We start from the raw sequence: 21,856 nt of genomic DNA, 5'->3' as shown, positions 1-21,856 counted from the left end.
TCGCGGTCGGCCGGGACTGCTACCGTCGGCCCATCACCCGCCGGCGCCGGGTCCGGCCCGACGCCGGAAGGACCGTCGCCACCGTTCCCCGCTACTCGATCTCACCCGCCGTTCTCACCCGCCGTTCTCACCCTGAGGAGGATCCCGTGCCCGACCCCCGCACCCTCGGCGGCGCGAGCGGCGTCGGCGCCCGCGCGGTGGTGATCCGCGGCGGGCCAGGGCTGCGCACCGAGCGGCGCACCGTCGTCGACGAGTCCGAGCGCACCGTCACCGTCGACGACGGCACCCGCTTCTCCAGGGCCACCGGCCTCGTGTGGAGCCCGGCGACCCTGGACACCGCCGACCTGGACGCCGCCCCCGCGCGCCTGGTGACCGAAGGACACCCGGACTTCGAGCAGCTGTGGGCCGACGCCGGGCTGAGCGCGTTCACCGACACCGACCACGCGGCCTACGTCGAGGGCCTGATCGCGGCCAACCGGCTCGCCCGCCGCGGGGACGTGCACGATCGCTACGACGTCGCGGCCATCATCGACGAGCTGGCCGCCATCCACCCGGACCTCGAGGCGGTCCCCGAGGACCTGTTCTGGGCCGTCGTCGACAAGCACACCCGGGACGAGGGCCGGGACCTCACCCCCTGACCGGGCACCTCCGGGGCCCGCGGTCCCCGGCCGCCCGCCTTCATGTCCTTTGTGACGCGGGCGTCACCGTTCCGGTCTATGCTTCTGCAAACCCCGTTGCCGGCGCGCCTCGCCCGCGTGCCGCGAACCCAGGAGCCCCCCATGCCCCGTCGCGTCCTGCTCTCCGCCGCCGCTGTTGCCTCCGCCGTCTCGCTGGTCCTCGCCCCGGCCGCCGAGGCGGCCAAGGACCGGACGACCACGGTCGCCGGCCCGTCGAAGAAGATCAGCAAGCCCACCGAGCAGGTCGCCGACCCGGTCCCCGAGGCGTCCGCGGAGTCCCCGGTGTCGCCCTCGGCGGACCTGACCGCCACGACGACGACCGTGGCGCCGTCGGTCATGACCGCCGCAGCCGCTCCGGCCGCGGAACCGCAGGTCCGGACCTGCCCGCTGCGCTTCGGCGTGGGCACCCCCGGCGGCCCGGCCGCCGGCGGCGAACTGGCCGAGGTCGCCTCGCTCACCGGGGAGAAGCCCTCGATCGTGCTGGGCTACAAGGACTTCCGGCAGCCCGTCCCCTACTGGGAGCTGGAGCAGGCCCGTTCCGCCGGGGCCACGACGCTGCTGACCTGGGAGCCGTGGATCTGGGGCGGGGGGCTCGACCAGCCCGCCTACGCCCTGGACCGGATCGCCGCCGGCGACCACGACGCCTACATCACCGACTGGGCCACCCGGCTGGCGGACTGGGGCGGGCCGGTGATGCTGCGCTTCGGCCACGAGATGAACGGCAACTGGTACCCGTGGGCGGAGGGCGTCAACGGCAACGGGGCCGGCGACTACGTGGCGGCCTACCGCCACGTCCACGACATCTTCACGGCCGCCGGCGCCGACAACGTGGAGTGGGTGTGGAACCCGAACGTCCCCTACTGGGGCTCCACCCCGCTGGACGGTCTCTACCCCGGCGCCGACTACGTCGACACCGTCGCCCTGGACGGCTACAACTGGGGCACCTCGCAGAGCTGGTCGAGCTGGCAGCAGCCCTGGGAGCTGTTCGGCTGGGGTCTGGCGGAGATGCGCCGACTGGCGCCGGGCAAGGAGATCATCGTCGCCGAGACCGCCTCCGCGGAGGCCGGGGGCTCCAAGGCGGAGTGGAACGCGCACCTGGTGTACTACCTGGCCGACCAGCCGGACGTGACCGGCCTGGTGTGGTTCCACTACAACAAGGAGACCGACTGGCGGATCAGCTCCTCGGCCTCCTCCGCCGCGGCCCTGGCGCACCAGCTCTCCGTGCGCCCGTGCCCGTGACCGGCTGAGCTGCCGCGTGCCCGGCGCCCCCGCTCGGCACGCGGGCCCGGCCCGGCACTCCGGCGGCCCGCGCGGCGGGCGGAGCCTCCCGCCGTCGACGTCAGGACCGGAGGAGCTGCGGCGCCGGCCCCTCCTCGAGCCCCTCGCTCCGATCGGCCCGCGCCGCGAGGCGCGCGTACGGCCCGCCCGCGGCCCGCAGCTGCGCGGGCGTGCCGCGCTCGACGACGCGGCCGGCGTCGAGCACGACGACCTGGTCGGCGTTCTCCACGGTGGAGAGCCGATGGGCGATGGTCAGGGTGGTCCGGCCGGCCGCCAGGCGGTCCAGGGCGGCCTGCACCTGCGCCTCGGTGGTGTTGTCCAGCGCGCTGGTGGCCTCGTCGAGCACGAGCACCGGGGGATCGCGCAGCACGGTGCGGGCGATCGCCAGGCGCTGCTGCTCCCCGCCGGAGAAGCGGTGGCCCCGGGCGCCGACCAGGGTGTCCAGCCCGTCGGGCAGCCCGGCCACCGTGTCGGCGATGCGTGCGGCGCCGAGGGCCCGCCACAGGTCGGCGTCGGAGGCACCCGGCTCGGCCAGCAGCAGGTTCTCGCGCACCGTGGCGTGGAGCAGATAGGTCTCCTGCGACACGACCCCGACGACGCGCGCGAGCTCCGCCGGATCGACGTCCCGCACGTCGACGCCGTCGATGCTCACGCGCCCGTGCGTGACATCGTTGAGCCGCGGCAGCAGGGAGCCCAGGGTGCTCTTGCCCGAGCCGGTGGCCCCGACCACGGCGGTGGTGGTGCCCGCGGCCAGCACCAGGTCGACGTCGTGCAGCACCTCGGCCCCGTCGTCGTAGGCGAAGCGGACGCCCTCGAGCCGGACCTCCCCGCGCACCGTGCTCGGGTCCAGCCGGACGGGCACGCCCGGGGCCGAGATCTGCGGCACGAGGTCGAGGTACTCGAAGATCCGGCTGAAGAAGGCCAGTGCGGCGACCCACTGCACGCCGATGTTGAGCAGGCCCATCAGGGGCCGGAAGACCGTCCCCTGCAGGGCGGTGAACGCCACCAGGGTGCCGATGCTCATCCCCGCACCGGTGGCCGGGAACCCGGCGGCGAGGTAGACGACGGCAGGGATCGCCGCGAAGACGACCTGCATGGTGGCCATCCGCCAGCGGCCGGCCAGCTGGCTGCGCAGCTCCAGGTGCACGAGCCGTTCGGAGCGGGCGGCGAAGCGGGCCGCGTCCCGCGCGGTGGTGCCCAGGGTCTTGGCCAGCCGGACCCCGGAGACCGAGAGACCCTCCTCGACCTGGGTGTGCAACAGGGCCAGCTCGCGCTGGCGTTCGTCGGTGACCTCGCGCCGGATCAGCGCCACGCGCCGGGCCAGCCAGACGGCCGGCGGCAGGACCGCCAGCGAGATCAGGCTCATCGCCGGGGACAGCGCGATCATCGCCGCGGCCGTGGCCACGGTGGTCGTGAGGTTCGACGCCACCCCGGTGGCCGAGGTGGTGACCACCGACTGCATGCCGGAGATGTCGTGCGTGAGCCGCGACTGCACCTCCCCGCCCCGGGTGCGGGTGAAGAAGCCGAGCGACTGCGCCTGGAGGTGCCTGAACAGGTCCACGCGCAGGGCGTGCATCACCTGCTGGCCCATGGCGGTGGCCAGCCAGGTCTGGACCACGCCGAGCACGGCGGTCAGGGCGGCCACCCCGACCATCGCGGCGGTCAGCAGCAGGAGCAGACGCGTGTCCCCGCGGGGCAGGGCCTCGTCGATGACGCCGCGGACCAGGAACGGCTGGGCCAGGTTGATCACCGAGGCCGCGGTGATGAGCACGACCACCCCGCCGATCGTGCCGCGGTGCGGGGCGAACAGGGCCGCGATGCGCCGCCGGCTCACGGGGCGGCGGGCCAGCTGCGCCCGGTCGGCCGGATCGGGCCGGGCGGCACGGCCCGCACCGCCGCCGCCGAGGGGCACCGCACCGGGCGGTCCGGGGACCCCGGAGCCGTGACCGGCGGCGCGCCCGCGCGCGGGACCGTGGGTGATGGTCATGGGATCCTCCTCCGCCAATATTGTGGAGGTTACCTCTCTATGAGGTTACCGGCAAGGCCGGTAGGATGAGGCCATGCCCCACCACGACCCGGACTCCCTCGACGAGCTCCTGCTCGGCGCCTTCCGCCGGCTGCGCCGCCGGTGGGCGTCCCAGCTGGCACCCTTCGGCCTGACCCCGCACCAGTTCCGGGCGCTCGACGCGCTCGCCGGGGCCCCGGCCTCCCGCGACGTCGGGGAGGCCGGGGCGTGCGGCGGGACGGCGGGGCGGCGCGTGAAGGATCTGGCCGAGGCGCTGCGCATCGCCCCGCGCTCGGCCACCGAGGTCGTGGACCTGCTGCAGGAGAAGGGGCTGGTGGAGCGGGTCGCGGACCGCACCGACCGGCGCGCCACCCTCGTCTCCCTGACGCCGCCCGGCGCCGCCCTGCGCGGGCGGGTCCGCGCGGCCCGGCGCCGGGAGTCCGACGAGTACTTCTCCCGGCTCACCCCCGAGGACCGGGCCGAGCTGGAGCGGCTGCTCCGTCTGCTGGCAGCGGACGAGCCCGGGTGCACGCCCCGGAACCGGGAGGGGACGCCTAGGATCGGGAGCACCACCGTCCAGGAGAGGAGCGTCACCATGACCGCCCAGCAGCCCGAGGACCGCGGCGAGGCCTTCGCCGAGCAGCAGCAGGAGGACCTGCACGTCGTCGACGACGACGCGCTGACCGACTCGACCACCGCCGACAACCGGCGCATCGACGCCGACCCGGCCGAGGGCGGGCCCGTTCCGACCGAGGACGTCCAGGCACGGACCGGGCCCCCCGCCGACAACCAGTGACCGCCGCGCCGGCGCCCGCTTGACCACCGCCGTCGCGGTGCGCGTCCATGAGCTCAGTCCCAGGAGGCACCCGTGTCGCAGTCATCCTCCGCCCGAGGCCGGGACGAGCCCGGCGGACGAGACCTGGACGACGAGATCCGGGCTCTGATCGCCGGCTACCAGGAGCTGCACAAGCACGACGAGCGGGTGCGCCGCATCGGCCGGCGCACCTACACCGGCCGTCCCGCCGACGGCTCGAGCGAGGACCGGATCCCCGAGGTCCGGGAGGAGGACATCGCCCCGGCGCTGCAGCACCAGGACCTGCGCAGGATCTCCGCCGGGATGCTGCGCACCGAGCAGGACATGGCCGCCTACGCCGCCCGCTTCGCCCAGCGCAGCACTGCGCGCGACCCGGCGGGGAAGGACCTCGACCGGCAGGCCCACGCGGTCGACGCCGCAGGCACGCACTGGCTCCTGATGGTCGGGCAGAACCGGGACCACGGTCTGGTGGCCTGCCGGTTCGTGCGCGAGAAGGGCATCCCGCACGCCCGGATCGTGTCCTTCACCGCCGCACGGCTGCCGTTGCCCATCCTGGTCGTGGAGCTGGACCCGCAGGCCCGGCCGTGACCATCCGCACCGGCGTCCGCTCGGCGGCGAACGCCCCCGGCGCGCCGGCCGGGTCCTTCCGCGCCGGCCGGTGCGCCGGGCCGCCCGGGTCACCCGGTGGTGGGCGGCGCGGCTGCCCCGGGCTCACGTGGTCGCGCGGGTCCCCTGCCCGGACCGGTTTCCCCGCGAGGCCATGAGCCGGTCCACGACCAGGGCGAGGAGGGCGGCGAACACGGAGATCAGCACCACGGCCCCTGACGCGGCGAGCAGCCCGGAGACGGCCAGCCACGGGGTCACGGCGGCCACCACCCACACCAGCACGGCGTTCACCGCCAGGGTGAGCAGGCCCAGGAGCAGCACCGAGCCCGGCTGCGGCAGCCGCGCGGTGACCAGGGGCACCAGCGCGTTGACCAGTCCGATCAGCAGGGCCACCAGCAGGTGCGCGAACACGCCGCCGGTCAGGGTCACTCCGGGGAGGATCCAGGCCGCCAGCTCCACGGCGGCGGCCAGGACGACCCAGCGGATGAGAAGGGACGTGATCATGACGCACTCCTCGGTCGGTCCGGTCGCGACACCTCCAGTGTGCGGCGGCGGGGGCGGGGGCGGATCACCCGTACGGGGTGATGCGCGCCCGGCCCCGCCCGCGGAGGCTGGAACGGACCCGCGGCGCCCGTGGGCGGCCGAACGACGTGGAGGGTTCGATGAGCTTCTGGGACTTCTTGTGGCTGCTGCTGATCTGGACACCGCTGGCGGTGCTCTGGGGCGTGGCCCTGGCGGACATCTTCCGGCGCGACGACATCTCCGGCAGGCCCAAGGTGCTGTGGACGATCCTCGTTCTCCTGCTGCCCCTGCTGGGCACGCTGATCTACCTGCTGACGCGCTCGGTCGGCACCGCCGAGGAGACGCACGCCGCGACCGGCCGGGCCCGCGTCGAACCGGCGCCGCCCACCAGCGCCCAGCAGCTGACGATGCTCGCGGACCTGCGCGACCGCGGCGTCCTCACCCCGGAGGAGTTCGCCGCCGGGAAGTCGCAGCTGCTGGGCTCCCGTGCGGCACCCGCGGACGACCGGGTCGTAGCGCGGCCCACGGAGGCCTCCGCCGCCCACCCCGCGGCGCCCGCCGCCTGAGCCCCGCCGGAGGCCGACGCCGCCGGGGGCCGGGCGGTCACCCGGAGCGGAACCGTCGTGTCGGCGGGGCCGGCTTGGCCCCGTGCGTGGGATGTCCCCGCAGGGAGGTCGCGCAGGCGACGCCCGCGGCGGTTCCCTTGCCGAGGGCGATGGGCACCAGCTGCAGTCCCGCGGTGATGTCCCCCGCGGCGTAGACGCCCTCGACGCTGGTGAGCTGGAAGCCGTTGACGACGATCCCGCCCTCGTGGTCCAGCTCGCAGCCCAGCTCGAGCGCGAGCTCGTGGGTCGGGTGGTGGGCGTAGGAGAAGAAGACCTTGTCCCCCTCCACCAGCTCGCCACCGGCCAGCTGCACCCCCACCAGGGCCCCGGGCTCCCCGACCAGCGCCTCGGCCACCCCGTCCACGACCTCGGCCCCGTGGTCGGCCAGCGCCGCCCGCTGGTCCTCCCCGAAGCACGGGTCGGTGGTGTCGGTGACGATCCGGACCGTGTCGGCCCAGTCGAGCAGCTCCGACGCGTAGGCGGGGACCTGGTCGCCGGAGCCGAGCACGATCACCACCTGGTCCTGCGCCGTGGGCCCGTCGCAGGCCGGGCAGTGGTGCACGTCCGTGCCGTAGTGGTCCTGGATGCCGGCGAGCTCCGGGAGCCGGTCACGGACCCCGGTGGCCAGCACGACCCGCAGCGCGGACACCTCCGCCCCGTCCACGACGGCGCAGAACCGGCCACTCTCGTCCTTCCGGACGGAACTGACCGTTCCGTGGCGGAGCACCACCTCGGGGTACTGCGCCAGACCGGCCCGCGCCTCGGCCAGCAGCTCGTGCGGGGTGGTCGGGTCCCGGCCCAGCAGACCGTGGCCGCGGTCGGCGGGCAGGTTCCGCTGCTGCCCGGCGTCGACGACCAGCGTCGAGCGGCGGTAGCGGCCCAGCCAGGTGGCCGCCGACAGGCCGGCGGGCCCGCCGCCGACCACCAGCACGTCGACGGCAGGGGGCAGCTCAGCGGTCATGGTTCCTCTTTCCCGGCTCGTGACGGGCACGGCATCACCCGTCCGGGTCCACCCTACGGAACCGCCCCCGGTACCCGGCGTGCCCGTGCGGGATCGGGACAGCCCCCGTCCCGGCCGTCGGGGGTCGCGGGGACCGGCTCAGCCGGCCGGCGGAGCCGGAGGCGCGCCGGCCGGGGATCCGCCCGTGCCGCCGCCGGTGGGGGTGGTAGTGGTGTCCACCCCCGCGGTCAGGGTCACGGTGTAGCCGTCGGTGACGCTGCCGGTGACCGCCCCCAGCTGACTCGCCCCGCCGTCGTCGCCGAAGACGTTGTCGGTGGCCAGGGTGAGCCGGGCGAGGTTGGCCACCGAGGACGCGTAGCCGGCAGTGGCGTAGACGGCGTCGCAGGCGTTCTTCGGCAGCGCCACCTGGGAGGTCGCGATCGCAGAAGTGGAGTCGGTAATGGAGGCCTGGTCGGGGTAGACCTCGAAGTGGATGTGCGGCCACCGTCCCGGGTAGCAGGCCGGGAAGATGCTGGTGAAGCGCACCCTCCCGTCGTCGTCGGCGATCTGCACCCCGCGCAGGTAGTTCTGATCGGTGACCCCCTCGGAGTACATGGAGTAGCGGCCCTCCCGGTCGCAGTGCCACACGTAGACGGCCACCCCGGCGAAGGGCACCCCGCCGCCGGCCAGATCGGCGACGGTCAGCTCCAAGGTCATGGGCACCCCCTCGGCGGTTCCGGTAGCGTCCCCGAAGCTGGTGCGCAGGTCGCTGCGCACGATCCCGCTCTGCTCCAGCACGTCCGGGCCGTTGGAGCCGTCCCCGGGATAGGGGCCGGCGGTCTCGTCCGGGATCTCCTCGCCCGCCAGGGCCGTGGCCGAGGGCGAGGCGGTGGCCGGGGACGAGGCCGGCGAGCTCGTACCGGCGGAGGGTCCGCCGGTCGCCCCGCACGCGGCCAGGCCGGCCGTGGCCGCGTCCACGCCGAGGAACCCCAGCACCCGCCGCCGGCTCACCAGCGTGCCGAGGTCGAAATCCAGGCCCTGGTCCACCACCTCCTCCTCCGGCCGGGGCAGGCGGCGCCCCTCGTAGCGGAGCATCGTCTCGTGCGGGGAGCGCGGGGAGTGCGGGGCGTGTGGGGCGTGCGGGTCCATGGGTCCTCCATCGGTGTGGCCGGGTACGGGCCACCACGCTAGGAACCGCTCCTGTGCCCGCACTGGGCCGGATGCTGCGCTCGGCTGTGCGCAGTCACGGACGCCGTCGGGCTCGAACCTCCCGGGCCGACAGGTCCGGGGAGCCGCTGGGATGCCCGGGCCGATCAGGCGCGGTGACCGGGGCGGTGCCACTCGCTGGGGGCCACGAGCTCGAGGGCGGGTTCGAGGATCTCCACCTCACCGGCCGAGATCAGGGCGCCGGGGCTGTGCCCGTCGGCCTCGCAGCGCACCAGCACCACCATGCCCAGCTCGGCGGGCTCGTAGGGAGCGCACAGCACGGTCTCCCCCGCGCGCAGGCCGAGTCCCGGCCGGTCGGCGAGCACCCGGCACCGGGACACACTGGACACGTCGACCGCCGGCGTGGGCTCGACGACCACCCCGACCCCGATGCCCGGAGAGATTCGCACGGACTCGGCGCCGGAGGGCATGAACTCCGGATCGGCAACACTCATCAGGCGGACCTCCAGATCGTCGAACGCACCGGGACACACAACGGGTCCCGGCGCCGGGCGGGGTGCTCGACGACGCTGTCCCTCCCAGGATAGGAGCCCGCGCGACGAACAGGAAGCAGGCTGTGGAATCTTTCACCTGGTGTTCACCGGACCACACCGGCGATCCTGCGCCGCGCGCACCAGCCCACCTGTGCGCTTGTGCCCCGAAGTGGGGGCTGCCACGGCACCGGGCACCCGCGTAGTCTCGGCCGTGTCGGCGAGCCGCTCGCACACCGTGGACGGAGTCCACGCGGAGCGGCCCGACGAGGCAGGCCACGTCGGGGGGCGTGGGTCTGCCGGAGCGCAGCGCCCTTCCAGCGGCGCGCGTCGCCCGTGGCGGCCCCGCCCTTCGGCGGGGCCGCCACGGAGCCGCCCGGCGAGCGCCGGGACGGGCGGCCCTCGTGCGTCCTCGGGGCGGCGGGCAGCTCAGGATCCCGCGGAGGCGACCGCGGGGCCCTCGGCCAGCTCCCGGGCGATCTGCCGGGCCCAGGTCTCGACTCCTGCCCAGTCCCGGTAGTCGCCGAAGTGGCCGCCGATCCCCCGGAAGAGCAGTCCGGCCGCGCCCGGCAGCAGATCGGGCCGGGTCACGCCCGACAGGAGGAGGTGCCCGCGCGGACGCACGACGTCCCGCAGCGCCGCGGCCAGATGCCGGTCCTGGGAGCGGTGGGCCGGCCCGCGGAGGAGCCGGGGCAGTCCGGCCGACATTCCCACGCTGAACAGCCACACGGGGCGGGACAGCAGGTCGTCCCGGTGGCGCCGGACGAACTCGGTGGCCTCCGGCAGCCAGGCCTGGTTGTAGATGGCGCTGCCGAGCACCACGGCGTCGTATCCGCCCACATCCGCGATCCGACCCATCCGCTCGACGTCGACCGTCGCCCCCTGGTTGCGCAGCACCTCGGCGATCCGCTGGGAGATCTCCGCCGTCGATCCGTGCGCACTGGCGTGTCCGACGAGAATCCGCATGGCTGCCCCCTTCCCCGGTGTGCGTCCAGGGTAGGCCGGTGGCCGGCCGGTCGTCCCGGGGCGGTCCCGTGTATGACGATCTCCGCGGCCGCTCCCGGGGGCCGGTCCCCGCCGGCACCGGGGCGGCCTCCGGGAGCGGCTGCCCTCGAGGAGACCGCCTCGAACGGTCCCCGGGGCTCCGCGCGGACGGGCCGGGGTGCCGGTGAACACCCAGCCGCGCTGGAGGCCCCGGCCAGGCTGGGGTGGCACGATCGGCGTGCGCCGCAGATCGTGACGCACAGCACCCCCCCCCCCGGAGGACCATGAGCGCCCCCGCACCGACCCCCGCTCCCATCCGCGGCACCGGCGCCCGCCCGGCAGCCGGCCCCGAGCACCGCCGCGCGGCCCGGGCCACGCTGCCCGGGATCGGTGTCGGCACGGACCCGCAGATCCGCCCCGCCGCCCCCGCCACGCCTCTGTCTCGCTACCGGGTGCGCACCGACCGGCCGGGGCTGAACCTGCGCGCCGGCGAGATCGTGCTGTGCGCCGTCTACGAACCGGCGTCCCTGGGCATGGTGGTGCTGGTGCGGTGCGAGTCCGACGGCCACGCCCCCGGTGCGCTGCTGCCGGTGCGCGAGCTCGAGCTGGTCGAGCACACCGGGACGGTCGCGGGGCCGGTCGTCTGGTCCGCGCCGGGAGTCCGCGGCTGAGCGCTGCGCCGCGGGAGAGTCGGGCTCGCCCGGGGAGGTGTCCGGCCCGGGCCGGGGAAGGTCGTGCGGGCACCGGCCCCGCCGGTCGTCGCCCCCCGCCGCGGTAGGCTCCTGCCGCCGGTTCGGCGCCTCCGGAAGGCCGCCGTCACCGTCCGGTGACGACCGCACCTGTGCCCGCCCCGGATCTAGACTGGCGCCCATGACGGTCCTGGACGTGGGGCGCATCGTGGTCGGGATGGCGCTGCTGGTCTCGGGCGGGGAGCTGCTGGTGCGCGGGGCCTCCGCGCTGGCGGCCCGCGTGGGGCTCTCCGCCCTGGTCATCGGACTGACCGTGGTCTCGTTCGCCACGTCGGCCCCCGAGCTGACGGTCACGATCAGTTCCGTCCTGGGCGGGGAACCGGGACTGGCCCTGGGCAACGTGGTGGGCAGCAACATCGCCAACGTGCTGCTCGTGCTGGGGCTGACCGCGCTGCTGGCGCCGCTGGCCGTCACCCACCAGCTGCTGCGCTTCGACCTGCCCCTGCTGGTGCTGGTGTCCACGGCGCTGCTGCTCGTCGCCCTCGACGGCCGGGTCGACGTCGTGGACGGGGCCCTCCTGTTCGCGGCGGTCGTGGTCCACGGCGTGCTGACCGTGCTGATCGGCCGCCGGGACGCCGCGACCCCGGCCGCACCGCACGGCGCGGCCGGGGACCCGCTGCCCACCGACCCCGGTGCCGACCGGACACCGGGGATCTCGGCCCTCCTTTCGCTGGTCCTCGTCGCGGCGGGGGTCGGGCTGCTGGTGGTCGGGGCCACGGTCCTCGTGGACGGAGCGGTCAACATCGCCGCGGCCCTGGGGGTCAGCGGCCTCGTCATCGGGCTCACGGTGGTCGCCGTGGGGACGTCCCTGCCCGAACTGGCCACCTCGGTCATCGCGGTGCGCCGCGGGCAGCGGGACCTCGCCGTGGGCAACGTGGTGGGCAGCTGCCTGCTGAACCTCGGGCTGGTGCTCGGGGTGCCGGCGATGCTGTTCGCCGGCGGACTGCCCGTGCCGGCGGCGGCGGTGGCCCTGGACATCCCGGTGATGCTCGCGGCCGCGGTGGCGCTGCTGCCCATCGCCTTCACCGGGTTCGCCGTGGCCCGGTGGGAGGGTGCCCTGTTCCTGCTCCTGTACCTGTTCTACACCGGGTACGTGGTCCTGGAGGCCGCCGAGCACGATGCCCTGGACGGGTTCACCGCCGTGCTGGTCTCGTTCGTGCTGCCCCTGCTTGTGCTGACCCTGGTGGCGGTGTCCGCCCACGAGGTGGGACGGCGCCGCGGGCGCCGTCAGCTCGACCGGCACGCCGGCGCACCGTAGCGGGGCGGCTCGCTCTCGCACCGCCCTGCCCGGCCCGGCGGGGCTCGAGCGCCCCGGCGCCTGCAGCGGTGCCGAGGCCGGTGCGACGGTGACGGCCGGACGTCGCACCACCGCTTCATCCGATCCGGGTGAGGCCAACAACCGGCCCGGCGGGCGATCCTGAAAGCGGGCATCCGCCGGAACCGCTTCGGCCCATGTCCGACACCGGCGCACCAGGGGAAGGACCAGCTGTGGACTCGACGCAGAAACCGGCCGGCGCACCGATCAGCGCGGCCCACCAGGAGCAGACGGCATCGCTGCCGTGGCACGACGACCAGGACGTCGCCGACGCCGCCCGAGGGTTCCTGGGGGCGGTGGAGCCGGGGGTGATCCGCGACGCCGAGGGCCGCGTGGTGTGGGACAACGACTCGTACGTGTTCCTGGCCGGCGACGCCCCGCCGACGGTCCACCCGAGCCTGTGGCGGCAGTCGCGGCTGAACGCGATGCAGGGACTGTTCGAGGTGGTGCCGGGGCTCTACCAGGTCCGCGGGCTGGACCTGTCCAACGTCAGCTTCATCGAGGGCACGCGCGGAGTGATCGTGCTCGACCCGCTGATCTCCGCGGAGACGGCCGCGGCCGCCCTGGGCCTGTACCGGGCCCACCGCGGGGACCGGCCGGTGACGGGGGTGGTCTGCACGCACAGCCACGTCGACCACTTCGGCGGCGTCCGCGGCGTGGTGTCCCCGGAGGACGTCGACTCCGGGGCCGTGCCGGTGCTGGCGCCGCAGGGGTTCACCCGGCACGCCGTGAGCGAGAACGTCTACGCCGGCACCGCCATGGCCCGGCGGGCCGCGTACATGTACGGCGCCGCGCTGCCGCGCGGTCCCCGGGGGCAGGTCGGCGCGGGTCTGGGACAGACCACGTCGACGGGCAGCGTCGGGCTCCTCCCGCCGACCCGGGAGATCGCGAGGACCGGCCAGGAGGAGGTCCTCGACGGCGTGCGCATGGTGTTCCAGATGGCCCCGGACAGCGAGGCGCCGGCCGAGATGCACCTCTACCTGCCGCAGCTGCACGCGCTGTGCACCGCGGAGAACGCCACGCACGTGCTGCACAACATCCTGACCATCCGCGGCGCACAGGTCCGCGACGCGCACGGCTGGGCCGGGTACCTCACCGAGGCGCTCGAGCTGTTCGGCGGCGACCTCGAGGTGGTCTTCGCCTCCCACCACTGGCCGACCTGGGGCCGGGAGCGGGCGGTCGCGTTCCTCGCCCTGCAGCGGGACCTCTACGCCTATCTGCACGACCAGACGCTGCGGATGCTCAACCAGGGCATGACCGGCCCGGAGATCGCCGAGGCCATGGTCCTGCCCCCGGCCCTGGAGAACGCCTGGCACGCCCGCGGCTACTACGGGTCCGTCAGCCACAACGTGAAGGCCGTCTACCAGCGCTACATGGGCTGGTACGACGGCAATCCCGCTCATCTGTGGCCGCACCCACCGGTCGAGGCGGCCCACCGCTACGTGGAGTTCATGGGCGGGGCGGACGCCGTCGTGGACAAGGCGCGGACCTCCTTCGCCGCCGGTGACCTCCGGTGGGCCGCCGAGGTGCTGAACCACGTGGTCTTCGCCCGCCCCGACCACGAGGCCGCCCGGGAGCTGCTCGCCGACACGTACGAGCAGCTCGGCTACGGGGCGGAGAACGGCACCTGGCGCTGCGCCTACCTCTCCGGCGCGCACGAGCTGCGCCACGGCACCGGCGGCACGCCGGCGAGCACCGCCGGCGCCGACGTGGTGGCCCAGCTCACCCCCGGCCAGCTCTTCGACGCGCTCGCCGTGCGCGTCAACGGGCCCCGCTGCTGGCACGAGCAGATCGTCCTGGAGCTCGCCCTCAGCGACACCGGCGCCCGTTACCGGCTGGAGCTGCGCAACGGCGTGCTCACCCACACGGTCGCCTCGCCGGGCGGCCGCGCCGACGCGGTCCTCCACCTGCCCGCCGCGGCCCTGCCGCGCCTCGCCGGCGCCGTCGCGGACCCGGCCGCGCTCACCGCTGCGGGCGTCGTGGTCGACGGCGACGCCGGCGCCCTCGGGCGGCTGCTGGCGGCCCTCGACGCCCCTGATCCCGGGTTCGCCATCGTCACCCCTTGACGAGCGGCCCGGGACGGCCCCGGCGCGAAGCGGGTCACGGACCCGGTCGTCCCGGGCCGTGCGGCGGCGCGGGTGCTCCCTGAGCGACCCCGTCAGCCGGAGCGCAGCCCGCTGAGTCCGTTGCCGAGCAGGACCGCGCCGATGACCACCAGCACGACGGTCATCACCAGGGCACTGTTGGCGGTCATCCACGCCTTCGCGGCCGCCAGCACCGGATCGGCCCGGTCCCCCAGCGCCACGCGGAGCAGCACCGGCGCGGCCACCCCGAGACTGGCCACCACCGTGAACAGCGCGAGCGCGGCCACCTGGTGCACCACGTCGCCCGTGGCGGTCCCGATCGCGGCCGCTCCCGAGACGACCAGCACGGCGTTCTTGGGGTTCACCGCCACCAGCAGGAAGGCCACGAGCACGGCGCGCGAGGGGGTCATCGTGTCGATCGCCGCCAACCACCGCGCCGGCTCCTCGTCCGCCCGGGACCGGCTCCGCCACTGCTTGACGCCCAGCAGGACCAGCGCCCCGCCGAGCACGATGCGCAGGAGTCCGGCCCACGGCGCGGGGTCGTCACGGGGCAGGCTCGTGTCGATGACCACGAGGGTGAGGGCGGCGACCGCCCCGATCCCGGCGACCCATCCGAGCAGGAACCCGGTGACCGCCCCCCGCCGCCCGCCGGTGACGAGCATCAGCACGAGCACGGCGACGGGCATGGACGCGGCGAGCAGACCCACCGCGATCGGCAGGCTTGCCACTGTTGCTGCCAGCACGGCCACCTCCTGACCACCGGGGCGTCCTCGGCGGCGCATCCCACCCATCATGCTCCGGCCCCCCGGCCCCACCGGTGATCACCCGCCCAGGGTGACGCCGTGATGACGCACGGGCCCGTCACCGCACCGCCGCCACCGGCGGTCGCTGCCGCCGCGCCGTCGTCGCGGTGGACCGCCAGGCCGTGTCAGAGCGCGTCGATAGCCTCGGCACCATGAGGAACGCCCCCACCTCTCCCCCGGACCTGCAGGGTCCGACCACCTCCACCCCGCGGTTCGAGACCGCCCGGCGCAACTTCCAGCTCGCCCGCTTCGAACTCACCGCTGCGGCCCTGCAGGAACTGACGGTCCGGGTCCGGATCCGGTTTCCGCAGGCGAGGGAGCTGCTGATGCTCTGCGACGACGTCGAGGACGGCCTCTACCTGGCGGGCATCACCGACGGCAGCGGGAGGGCCCTTCCCACGAGCGGGCCGCTGCTCGACGACCGCACCACCACTCAGGTGATCGGCAATCTGCGCGGGTCCTATCTCGCGCTCCTGCCCGGGGTCGTCCACGACCCGGTCGAGCAGTCCTTCCGAGTGCACCTCGTCCAGCGCTCCACCGGTGTCGCCGGCTGAGGCCTGTCGCCCCGTCACGGCCCGCACCGGGGAGGTCGCGCCTTCTCCTGTTCAGTCGCGCGTCTCCTCGACCCCCGTCCGGCTCAGCGCCGCCGTGCGACCGGGTGACGGGGTTCCCGGCCGATGGCGCGCGGCGGGGACGACGGCGAGGACGCCGATGAGGCCGGCGACCGCGAAGGTGAGGACGGGCGAGGTGGACCCCATGAGGACCCCCAGGAGGACCGCGCCGGCCGCCTGACCGACGGCCAGAGCGATGAACAGCGCCGCGGTGCCCGCGGAGGCACGCTCCGGGACCACGCGGGTGGCCCAGAGGATGAGGACACCGCACAGGGCGGTGTAGCCGGCCCCGAACACGGCCACGGAGACGTACGCGGCCAGGGGCGAGCCCGGCGCCGCCCCCAGGACGACCGTCGAGACGGCCATGGCTCCGACGGTGAGGTGCCAGGCCGCGCGCAGGCTCCAGACCTGCACGATCGTCCCGGCGGTCGCACCCAGCACCCCGAAGGCTCCCAGGACCATCCACGCGCCGATCGAGTAGGCCTCCTCGCCCGTGCGGGAGGTGGCCAGGACCGTGCGCCCGAAGGTCCAGACGGCGGCACTCGAGGCGCCGGCCAGCGCTGCCGCGGCAATGGGCCGGGCCAGGGACGCCAGGTCCCGGGCGCGCACCCGTGGCGGCGGCTCCGGAGCCTGGGCCCGGTGGACGGAGCGGTCGGCCCGGAGGGTGGCGAGGGTGGCGAGGACCACCAGAGCGGCCATGGCCGCCCAGCCTAGGCGCCACTGCTCGGTCGTGAGGAGCATGAGGACGCCCGCGGTGACGATGCCCGCTCCGGTGCCGGCGTTGACGACCGTCTGTGCGCGCTCCTGGCGCGCTGGGACGATGTCGCGCTCGATGAGCGTGACCAGGCCCGGGGTGGCGAACCCGGCGCCGGCGCCGGCCAGCACCACGCTCCCGGCGAGGACGACCACGGTGGGGGCGACGGCCACCCCCGCCGAGCCCAGCGCGGCCGTCGCCCCGGCGCACACCACGACCAGCCGCGGGCGGGCCGCCAGGCGCGAGGCCAGGACCGCGGCGAGGCAGAAGGAGAGGAAGCTGCCGGCCTGGATGAGCCCGGAGACGGCCGACCCCATCGGGAAGGCCTCGGTGAACCGGGGCAGGAAGAGCCCGTAGCCGAAGCGCGCCAACCCGTAGGTCGCCGCGATCAGCGCCATTCCGCTGAGCACCAGAGCTCGCATCGCTCCTCCTGGAGATCGCCATTTCAGAACGGTCGTTACACTACACCACAACGGTCGTTCTGGAATCTGGTCCTTACACTGGGAGGGTGACCACCGCCCAGAGACTTCCTGCGCGCGACCGGCTGCTCCAGGCGGCCGACCGCGTGCTGTTCGACCGAGGCATCCGGGCCACGCCCGTCGACGAGCTGCTGCGCGAGGCGGAGGTCTCCGCGGCCACCCTCTACGCGCACTTCGGCAGCAAGGACGCACTGGTCGCCGAGGCCCTGCGGAACCGGCTGGCGGACTGGCGGGCGGTCTGGGACCAGCACATCGTGGCGGCCGGCGACGACATGGCCCGGCTGCTGGCGGTGTTCGACGCGCTGGCCGCCTACCGGGGTGGCCGGCACCGGCCGGCACGCTGGTGCGCCTTCCTGGCCGCGGCCACCGAGCTCCCGGACGCCCCCGACGAGATCTCCGAGGTCCTGGGCGCCGACACCGCCCTGCTCGCCGAGCGGCTCCTGCAGCTGTCCCGCCCCCTCGCCGGGGCGCGTGCCCAGGACCTGGCCGACGAGGTGCTGGTGGCCTACAGCGGCGCCCTGGCCGCCCTGCTGCGCGGCAGCCCCCGGGATCCGATCCAGGTCGGCCGCCGCCTGGCCCGCACAGCGGCCGAGGCCCACTCGCGCGGCTGACCCGTGCGGGCGCGGCCTCCGGTGCCGGGCAGGACCGTCCGGGGGCGGCATCATGGGTCCATGAGCGCATCCCAGGACCCCACACCACGCACCGTCGAGCTGCTCCGGAGCGCCACCGGCCACTACACCGCCCGCAACGCCGCGGGGGCCCAGGTCGCCTTCGGCCAGGGCGAGGATCTGCTGTCCCCCGTGGAACTGCTGCTGGCCGCCCTTGCCGGGTGCTCGGCCGTCACCGTGGACACCGCCACCGCGCGCAGCGCGGAGCCCTCGGACTTCCGGGTCGAAGCCTCGGGGCGGCAGATCGTGGACGAGAACGGCGGGAACCGCCTGGAGGGCCTGCACCTGTCCTTCCACCTCGCGTTCCCCGACGATGCCGCCGGGCGCAAGGCCGCCGGCATGGTCGAGCGCCTCGTGACCCTCTCCCACGACAAGTACTGCACGGTCTCGCGGACGCTGGAGCACGGAACCGCCGTCCGCCACGACGTCAGCGTCGCCTGCGCGGCGGACGACACCCGGTAGACGACCGCCGGAGCGGCCCCCTGCCTGTGCCGGAACCGCCCTGCGGGCGGCCGACCACGTCATCACCTTCGGCACCGCAGACGCGGTGCCCGTCCACCCGGACACGGAGCACCAGGACTGGGGCGCGGACCGCACCGTCTCCGGAAACCCCGAGCACCTGGAGGCGCTGGTGGCCGAGGTCGACGAGAAGGTCCGGTCCCTGTGGCGGTCCGTCCGCCGCTGATACGGCCGCGGTGACACCGCCGCCGCCGAACTGACGGGAACCGCGGCGGCGCGCACGGCCGACGCCCGAAGGACGACGGCCGTGGCCGTCGGCCGGTCGCCTGCGCCTCGTCCGCGCCGGCCCGTTCAGGCCCCGCCGGCTCCCGCCCGGCAACCGCCCCCCGGCCCGTCACCGCAGAGGACCGCTGGGGCCGGTGCGCGTCGGACCCGACCCGCTCGCACGCTAGTGTGTGCGGAAAGGAACATGCATTTGCATGTGTTGCACCGGGCTGCCCCCTCCCACGGCGGGCGGGACCGGCCACCGTCCACGGCGATCAGAGCATCGCCGAACGACTCTCCGGGCCGAGCCGACGCGCCGCCCGGCACCGCCCCGAAAGGCCGGGATGCGCAGCACGTCGTGGACCACCAGGACATCCGTCATCGGCTCGGGAGCAGTGCTGCTCACGGCCCTCACCGCTTGCGCGGACACCGCTTGCGCGGACACCGCCGCCCCCGGCGCTCCGCCCACGGCCTCGGCTGCGTCCAGCGCACCGGAGCAGGCCGCGGCGCAGTGGTCCTACGAGGGGGCCACCGGCCCCCGGCACTGGGGGGAGCTCGCCGACGAGTTCACGACCTGCAGCACCGGAACGGCGCAGTCGCCGATCGACGTCCCCAGCGACCCGGTGCTGTCCTCCGCGCCGATCGAACTCGACTACACGTCCGCCGACTTCCGGGCCCGCGACACCGGCCACACGCTCGAGCTCCACGCGCTCTCGCCGCAGAGCATCACGGTCGACGGGACCGAGTACACCTTCCAGCGGATGCACTGTCACGCACCGTCCGAGCACACGGTCGACGGCGTCGCCTACGCCGCGGAGTTCCACTTCGTGCACCGGTCCGACGACGGCGACCTCGCCGTCGTCGGCGTGCTGGCCACCGCAGGCCGACACAGCGCCGCGTGGTCGTCCGTCACCGACGCGGTCTCCGCCGCGGCGGACGAGGACGCGCCGGCCGTGACCGGGTTGACGCTCGCCTCCTTGCTCCCCGAGTCCCTGGACCACTACGTGTACGGCGGCAGCCTCACCACGCCACCGTGCAGCGAGGACGTGCGCTGGCTCCTGCTGCAGAGCCCCGTCGAGCTGGGCGCGGGCCAGATCGACGCCTTGCGTTCCGCGCACGCCGACAACAACCGTCCGGTGCAACTCCTGAACGACCGTGAGGTCCGGGAGGTCGACCAGTGACCCGCAGAGGATGACGACTCCGACGCGCCCCTGGCTCACGTGCCGCAGATCGCGGTGAGCTCGTAGACGACGGCCGAGCTCGTCGCCGGTCCACGGCAGGTCAGCCGGCACGGCGGCGCGCGGTGGGCCCGGAGCTCGACGTCGACCCGGCCGGGGTGCGGCGGGCGGCCGGTGAGGCGGATCCGCCAGCGGTCGCCGTGGCGGGACGTCTCGGCCACCGTGTAGTCGTTCCGACCGGCCGGACCGAAGCGTCCGAGGGCGGCCGCGACAGCGGCCTGCTGGGGCGGCGTGAGATCCGTGTAGCCGCGCAGGTGCTCCGCGTGCACCCGGCCGGCCAGGTGCTCACCGAGCACGACGACGGAGGACTCGGCGTCGAGACCCCCGTAGTAGACGCCGTCGGGGGCGATCACCGCGTTGCCGGCGAACCTGTCCCCGCCGACGTGGGCGCACTCCCACACCAGCTCCGGCCAGTGCTCGCTCAGCGCCCGCGCCACGGGCCGCCCGTGCACGGCGCAGCAGGGGTCGTGCTGACCGTGGGCGCAGACCAGCACGACCGGCGGGTGGCCCAGCTCCCCGGGTGTGCTGAGGGCTGTGGCGATGCCCGCCAGGTCCTCGTCCCGGTCCCACGTGCCCCACTGCTGACGACCGGCGCCGTCGGGCCCGTGGCGCAGCACGGCCCAGCGGCGGGCCTCCTCGCCGCTGCGGCGGCCGTGCCGCCTGACCAGCAGCACCCGGGCCCGCACCGCCTGGGCGGCGGCGAACACGAGCGCCTTGGTCCCCGGCTCCAGGTCGAGGCCGTCGAAGCCGTTGACCGGCCACCCGCCCCGGTGCTCGACGAGGACCCACACGAAGCCGCGCGGCGCGGTGCCCGCCATCGGGTCACCGCGACCCCGGGCGGCCTCGGCGCAGGAGAAGCGTTCCGTGGTGGTCACTGCGGCGACGTCACCGCTCGGCGGGGACGACGACGCCCGCGCGCAGCAGCCGGGCGACGAGCTCGACGCCGAGGTCCTCCGCGGTGTGCACCTCCCCGTCGAGCAGGCGCACGACGGCGGGCCGATCGGTCTCCGGGAAGTCGAGCCAGCCCACGCGCGTGGTCAGGCGGGAGCCCTCCATCCGGGCCGCCAGCGCCTCCCGGAGCCGCACCGGGGAGTCGGGGCGCAGGCCCTCCACGGCCGCCAGCTGGGCCAGCGGGCCCAGCGGGGCGGGTCGCCCCTGCCCCCTCCGGGTGCGGTGGAACAGGGCCGTGGAGTCCGCCGCGGCGACGGCCGTGGCCAGCCGCTCGCGGACGGCGTCGAGCTCCCCGCCGGGACCGTCGAAGCCCAGCGGCAGCGTCGTGCGCATCTCGGGATCGTCGGCCAGCAGGGCCAGGGCCGCCTGGGCCAGCTGCTCGGCCAGGGCATGGCGGGTCCAGCTGTGGATCCCGAGCGTGAGATGGATGGAGACCTCGTGCTGTGCCTGGGCGGCGTGCAGCCAGCCCCGCGGCAGGTAGAGGGCGTCGCCGGGCTCGAGCACGGTGTCGATCCGGGCCGTGCCCTGCGCGGCCTCGGCGACGGCGGCGCGGTGAGCGGTCCAGGGCTGATCGCGCAGCGGGTCCGGGTGGACGGGCTCGTGGATGATCCAGCGCTTGGTGCCGGCGATCTGCAACACGAAGACGTCGTGGACGTCGTAGTGGTCGTCGAACCCGCGGTTCTGCGGCGGGGTGACGTAGGCGTTGGCCTGGACCGGGTGCCCGAGCTCGGTGCTCAGCCGGGTGCTGAAGTCGGCGACCGGCTCCCACGTGCGGTGCAGGGCCTGCAGGACGAGTGTGGCCCCGTCGGCGAAGCTGCGCCAGAGCGCGGTGTCGTCGAGCTGGTCGGGAATGGTGGCGCCGACGCCGGCGGAAGAGGTGAACGACGAGTCGGGGATCGTGGAGCCGTCCTTGGCGACGCGCAGGAAGGGCGTGCGCAGTCCGCGGCGCGCGACGAGGTCGTCGACGGCTGCGGCGGAGAACAGATCGGAGAAGTCCCCGGCCCTGCGGGTGAGCAGTGCTGTGCGTCCCCAGACCTCGCGGGCGAACTGCTCCCGGCCGATGTCGATCAGGCGGGCCTCCAGGACCCCGGCGTCGTCTCGGACGCCGGGTTCCTGCGAGTCGGTGCGGGCGTCGCGCATGCTCAGCTGCCCCGTGCTTCGGCTCCTCCGTCAGCGCCGCCGTCGGCGCCTCCGTCGGCTCCCCCATCGGCACCGCCGTCAGCACCGCCGTCGTGGACGCCCGGGACGCCGGCCGCGCCGCCGTCGGCCGGACCTTCCGCGCCGCCGTCGGCTCCCCCATCGGCACCGCCGTCGGCACCGCCGTCAGCACCGCCGTCAGCACCGCCGTCGTGG

The 21,856-nt window shown here is 75.0% G+C and carries 23 protein-coding genes; 13 read left to right on the top strand and 10 right to left on the bottom strand.

The annotated features are described in order from the left end of the window. The first annotated feature begins 146 nt into the window (after positions 1 to 146). Together GMA12_RS05800 and GMA12_RS05795 are read left to right on the top strand one after the other, a co-directional pair. Positions 147 to 638 (top strand): hypothetical protein, encoded by a 492-nt coding sequence (locus tag GMA12_RS05800; RefSeq protein WP_156268111.1) that lies wholly within the window; start codon positions 147 to 149, stop codon positions 636 to 638. 141 nt (positions 639 to 779) lie between these two features. Beyond that, on the top strand, positions 780 to 1,916 hold the full coding sequence (locus tag GMA12_RS05795) for a glycoside hydrolase family 26 protein (RefSeq protein WP_240898646.1): 1,137 nt from the start codon (positions 780 to 782) through the stop codon (positions 1,914 to 1,916). A 100-nt stretch (positions 1,917 to 2,016) separates the two neighbouring features. Here the strand turns inward: GMA12_RS05795 and GMA12_RS05790 are convergent, their stop codons facing one another. Then, positions 2,017 to 3,942, bottom strand: coding sequence for an ABC transporter ATP-binding protein (locus tag GMA12_RS05790; RefSeq protein WP_156268109.1), 1,926 nt, complete (start codon positions 3,940 to 3,942; stop codon positions 2,017 to 2,019). A 73-nt stretch (positions 3,943 to 4,015) separates the two neighbouring features. On the opposite strand from GMA12_RS05790, the gene GMA12_RS05785 reads away from it, so the two are divergent. Both GMA12_RS05785 and GMA12_RS05780 read left to right on the top strand, forming a co-directional pair. Continuing rightward, positions 4,016 to 4,756, top strand: a complete 741-nt coding sequence (locus GMA12_RS05785; RefSeq protein ID WP_156268107.1) for a MarR family winged helix-turn-helix transcriptional regulator — start codon at positions 4,016 to 4,018, stop codon at positions 4,754 to 4,756. A 72-nt stretch (positions 4,757 to 4,828) separates the two neighbouring features. After that, positions 4,829 to 5,362 (top strand): hypothetical protein, encoded by a 534-nt coding sequence (locus GMA12_RS05780; RefSeq protein ID WP_156268105.1) that lies wholly within the window; start codon positions 4,829 to 4,831, stop codon positions 5,360 to 5,362. A gap of 123 nt (positions 5,363 to 5,485) precedes the next feature. On the opposite strand, the gene GMA12_RS05775 is transcribed toward GMA12_RS05780, so the two are convergent. Next, positions 5,486 to 5,884: a phage holin family protein gene (locus tag GMA12_RS05775; protein ID WP_156268103.1), complete on the bottom strand. Its 399-nt coding sequence runs from the start codon at positions 5,882 to 5,884 to the stop codon at positions 5,486 to 5,488. 158 nt (positions 5,885 to 6,042) lie between these two features. Here GMA12_RS05775 and GMA12_RS05770 point away from each other — a divergent pair, with 158 nt between their 5' ends. Next, entirely contained in the window at positions 6,043 to 6,468 is a 426-nt protein-coding gene (locus tag GMA12_RS05770; protein ID WP_162459530.1) for an SHOCT domain-containing protein, read from the top strand. 37 nt (positions 6,469 to 6,505) lie between these two features. Here GMA12_RS05770 and GMA12_RS05765 read toward each other — a convergent pair whose 3' ends face one another. From GMA12_RS05765 to GMA12_RS05750, 4 genes are all read right to left on the bottom strand, one after another. Further along, complete coding sequence (locus GMA12_RS05765; protein ID WP_156268099.1) at positions 6,506 to 7,468, bottom strand: NAD(P)/FAD-dependent oxidoreductase; 963 nt, start codon at positions 7,466 to 7,468, stop codon at positions 6,506 to 6,508. Between the two features lie 138 nt (positions 7,469 to 7,606). Next, entirely contained in the window at positions 7,607 to 8,596 is a 990-nt protein-coding gene (locus GMA12_RS05760) for an intradiol ring-cleavage dioxygenase (protein ID WP_370830408.1), read from the bottom strand. A gap of 164 nt (positions 8,597 to 8,760) precedes the next feature. Beyond that, positions 8,761 to 9,108: a hypothetical protein gene (locus GMA12_RS05755; protein ID WP_156268097.1), complete on the bottom strand. Its 348-nt coding sequence runs from the start codon at positions 9,106 to 9,108 to the stop codon at positions 8,761 to 8,763. A gap of 465 nt (positions 9,109 to 9,573) precedes the next feature. Next, the gene (locus GMA12_RS05750) at positions 9,574 to 10,110 is read right to left on the bottom strand and encodes a flavodoxin domain-containing protein (RefSeq protein WP_156268095.1); all 537 of its coding nucleotides are present in this window, start codon (positions 10,108 to 10,110) and stop codon (positions 9,574 to 9,576) included. Positions 10,111 to 10,412: 302 nt separating this feature from the next. Here GMA12_RS05750 and GMA12_RS05745 point away from each other — a divergent pair, with 302 nt between their 5' ends. The 3 genes from GMA12_RS05745 (at position 10,413) to GMA12_RS05735 (ending at position 14,258) form a co-directional block, all read left to right on the top strand. Next, positions 10,413 to 10,799 carry a hypothetical protein gene (locus tag GMA12_RS05745; protein WP_156268093.1) on the top strand — a complete coding sequence of 129 codons (387 nt, stop codon included), beginning with the start codon at positions 10,413 to 10,415 and terminating at the stop codon, positions 10,797 to 10,799. A 199-nt stretch (positions 10,800 to 10,998) separates the two neighbouring features. Next, positions 10,999 to 12,135 (top strand): calcium/sodium antiporter, encoded by a 1,137-nt coding sequence (locus tag GMA12_RS05740; protein ID WP_156268091.1) that lies wholly within the window; start codon positions 10,999 to 11,001, stop codon positions 12,133 to 12,135. A 230-nt stretch (positions 12,136 to 12,365) separates the two neighbouring features. Continuing rightward, the gene (locus GMA12_RS05735) at positions 12,366 to 14,258 is read left to right on the top strand and encodes an alkyl/aryl-sulfatase (RefSeq protein ID WP_370830403.1); all 1,893 of its coding nucleotides are present in this window, start codon (positions 12,366 to 12,368) and stop codon (positions 14,256 to 14,258) included. Between the two features lie 92 nt (positions 14,259 to 14,350). Here GMA12_RS05735 and GMA12_RS05730 read toward each other — a convergent pair whose 3' ends face one another. Continuing rightward, the gene (locus GMA12_RS05730) at positions 14,351 to 15,019 is read right to left on the bottom strand and encodes a GAP family protein (RefSeq protein ID WP_162459529.1); all 669 of its coding nucleotides are present in this window, start codon (positions 15,017 to 15,019) and stop codon (positions 14,351 to 14,353) included. Between the two features lie 212 nt (positions 15,020 to 15,231). Between GMA12_RS05730 and GMA12_RS05725 the strand changes: the two genes are divergently transcribed. Further along, positions 15,232 to 15,633 (top strand): hypothetical protein, encoded by a 402-nt coding sequence (locus tag GMA12_RS05725; RefSeq protein WP_156268085.1) that lies wholly within the window; start codon positions 15,232 to 15,234, stop codon positions 15,631 to 15,633. A gap of 51 nt (positions 15,634 to 15,684) precedes the next feature. Here GMA12_RS05725 and GMA12_RS05720 read toward each other — a convergent pair whose 3' ends face one another. Next, the gene (locus tag GMA12_RS05720; protein ID WP_156268083.1) at positions 15,685 to 16,866 is read right to left on the bottom strand and encodes an MFS transporter; all 1,182 of its coding nucleotides are present in this window, start codon (positions 16,864 to 16,866) and stop codon (positions 15,685 to 15,687) included. A gap of 86 nt (positions 16,867 to 16,952) precedes the next feature. Between GMA12_RS05720 and GMA12_RS05715 the strand changes: the two genes are divergently transcribed. The 4 genes from GMA12_RS05715 to GMA12_RS05700 all read left to right on the top strand — a co-directional run bounded on the left by GMA12_RS05715 (position 16,953) and on the right by GMA12_RS05700 (position 19,495). Beyond that, on the top strand, positions 16,953 to 17,534 hold the full coding sequence (locus GMA12_RS05715) for a TetR/AcrR family transcriptional regulator (RefSeq protein ID WP_162459528.1): 582 nt from the start codon (positions 16,953 to 16,955) through the stop codon (positions 17,532 to 17,534). Between the two features lie 60 nt (positions 17,535 to 17,594). Next, positions 17,595 to 18,053 (top strand): OsmC family protein, encoded by a 459-nt coding sequence (locus GMA12_RS05710; protein WP_156268079.1) that lies wholly within the window; start codon positions 17,595 to 17,597, stop codon positions 18,051 to 18,053. An 85-nt stretch (positions 18,054 to 18,138) separates the two neighbouring features. After that, a complete protein-coding gene (locus tag GMA12_RS05705; RefSeq protein ID WP_156268077.1) occupies positions 18,139 to 18,276 on the top strand; it encodes a hypothetical protein in 138 nt (45 codons plus the stop codon). A 382-nt stretch (positions 18,277 to 18,658) separates the two neighbouring features. Then, positions 18,659 to 19,495 carry a carbonic anhydrase gene (locus tag GMA12_RS05700; protein WP_162459527.1) on the top strand — a complete coding sequence of 279 codons (837 nt, stop codon included), beginning with the start codon at positions 18,659 to 18,661 and terminating at the stop codon, positions 19,493 to 19,495. 35 nt (positions 19,496 to 19,530) lie between these two features. Here the strand turns inward: GMA12_RS05700 and GMA12_RS05695 are convergent, their stop codons facing one another. Both GMA12_RS05695 and GMA12_RS05690 read right to left on the bottom strand, forming a co-directional pair. Further along, the gene (locus GMA12_RS05695; protein ID WP_156268453.1) at positions 19,531 to 20,370 is read right to left on the bottom strand and encodes a sucrase ferredoxin; all 840 of its coding nucleotides are present in this window, start codon (positions 20,368 to 20,370) and stop codon (positions 19,531 to 19,533) included. 67 nt (positions 20,371 to 20,437) lie between these two features. Further along, positions 20,438 to 21,643 (bottom strand): cupin domain-containing protein, encoded by a 1,206-nt coding sequence (locus tag GMA12_RS05690; protein WP_156268073.1) that lies wholly within the window; start codon positions 21,641 to 21,643, stop codon positions 20,438 to 20,440. Between the last annotated feature and the right edge of the window lie 213 nt (positions 21,644 to 21,856).

This window comes from Kocuria sediminis, from assembly GCF_009735315.1.
Taxonomy (GTDB): Bacteria; Actinomycetota; Actinomycetes; order Actinomycetales; family Micrococcaceae; genus Kocuria; species Kocuria turfanensis.
Note: the sequence above shows the minus strand (reverse complement) of the source record. Positions and strands in the feature narration are given on the sequence as shown.

What these genes read in the sequence shown, in the direction of transcription:
- GMA12_RS05795 (WP_240898646.1), top strand. Translation starts at nt 780, where the DNA reads ATGCCCCGTCGCGTCCTGCTCTCCGCCGCCGCTGTTGCCTCCGCCGTC.
- GMA12_RS05790 (WP_156268109.1), bottom strand. Translation starts at nt 3,942, where the DNA reads ATGACCATCACCCACGGTCCCGCGCGCGGGCGCGCCGCCGGTCACGGC.
- GMA12_RS05785 (WP_156268107.1), top strand. Translation starts at nt 4,016, where the DNA reads ATGCCCCACCACGACCCGGACTCCCTCGACGAGCTCCTGCTCGGCGCC.
- GMA12_RS05775 (WP_156268103.1), bottom strand. Translation starts at nt 5,884, where the DNA reads ATGATCACGTCCCTTCTCATCCGCTGGGTCGTCCTGGCCGCCGCCGTG.
- GMA12_RS05770 (WP_162459530.1), top strand. Translation starts at nt 6,043, where the DNA reads ATGAGCTTCTGGGACTTCTTGTGGCTGCTGCTGATCTGGACACCGCTG.
- GMA12_RS05765 (WP_156268099.1), bottom strand. Translation starts at nt 7,468, where the DNA reads ATGACCGCTGAGCTGCCCCCTGCCGTCGACGTGCTGGTGGTCGGCGGC.
- GMA12_RS05760 (WP_370830408.1), bottom strand. Translation starts at nt 8,596, where the DNA reads ATGGACCCGCACGCCCCACACGCCCCGCACTCCCCGCGCTCCCCGCAC.
- GMA12_RS05755 (WP_156268097.1), bottom strand. Translation starts at nt 9,108, where the DNA reads ATGAGTGTTGCCGATCCGGAGTTCATGCCCTCCGGCGCCGAGTCCGTG.
- GMA12_RS05750 (WP_156268095.1), bottom strand. Translation starts at nt 10,110, where the DNA reads ATGCGGATTCTCGTCGGACACGCCAGTGCGCACGGATCGACGGCGGAG.
- GMA12_RS05745 (WP_156268093.1), top strand. Translation starts at nt 10,413, where the DNA reads ATGAGCGCCCCCGCACCGACCCCCGCTCCCATCCGCGGCACCGGCGCC.
- GMA12_RS05740 (WP_156268091.1), top strand. Translation starts at nt 10,999, where the DNA reads ATGACGGTCCTGGACGTGGGGCGCATCGTGGTCGGGATGGCGCTGCTG.
- GMA12_RS05725 (WP_156268085.1), top strand. Translation starts at nt 15,232, where the DNA reads ATGAGGAACGCCCCCACCTCTCCCCCGGACCTGCAGGGTCCGACCACC.
- GMA12_RS05720 (WP_156268083.1), bottom strand. Translation starts at nt 16,866, where the DNA reads ATGCGAGCTCTGGTGCTCAGCGGAATGGCGCTGATCGCGGCGACCTAC.
- GMA12_RS05710 (WP_156268079.1), top strand. Translation starts at nt 17,595, where the DNA reads ATGAGCGCATCCCAGGACCCCACACCACGCACCGTCGAGCTGCTCCGG.
- GMA12_RS05700 (WP_162459527.1), top strand. Translation starts at nt 18,659, where the DNA reads ATGCGCAGCACGTCGTGGACCACCAGGACATCCGTCATCGGCTCGGGA.
- GMA12_RS05695 (WP_156268453.1), bottom strand. Translation starts at nt 20,370, where the DNA reads ATGGCGGGCACCGCGCCGCGCGGCTTCGTGTGGGTCCTCGTCGAGCAC.
- GMA12_RS05690 (WP_156268073.1), bottom strand. Translation starts at nt 21,643, where the DNA reads ATGCGCGACGCCCGCACCGACTCGCAGGAACCCGGCGTCCGAGACGAC.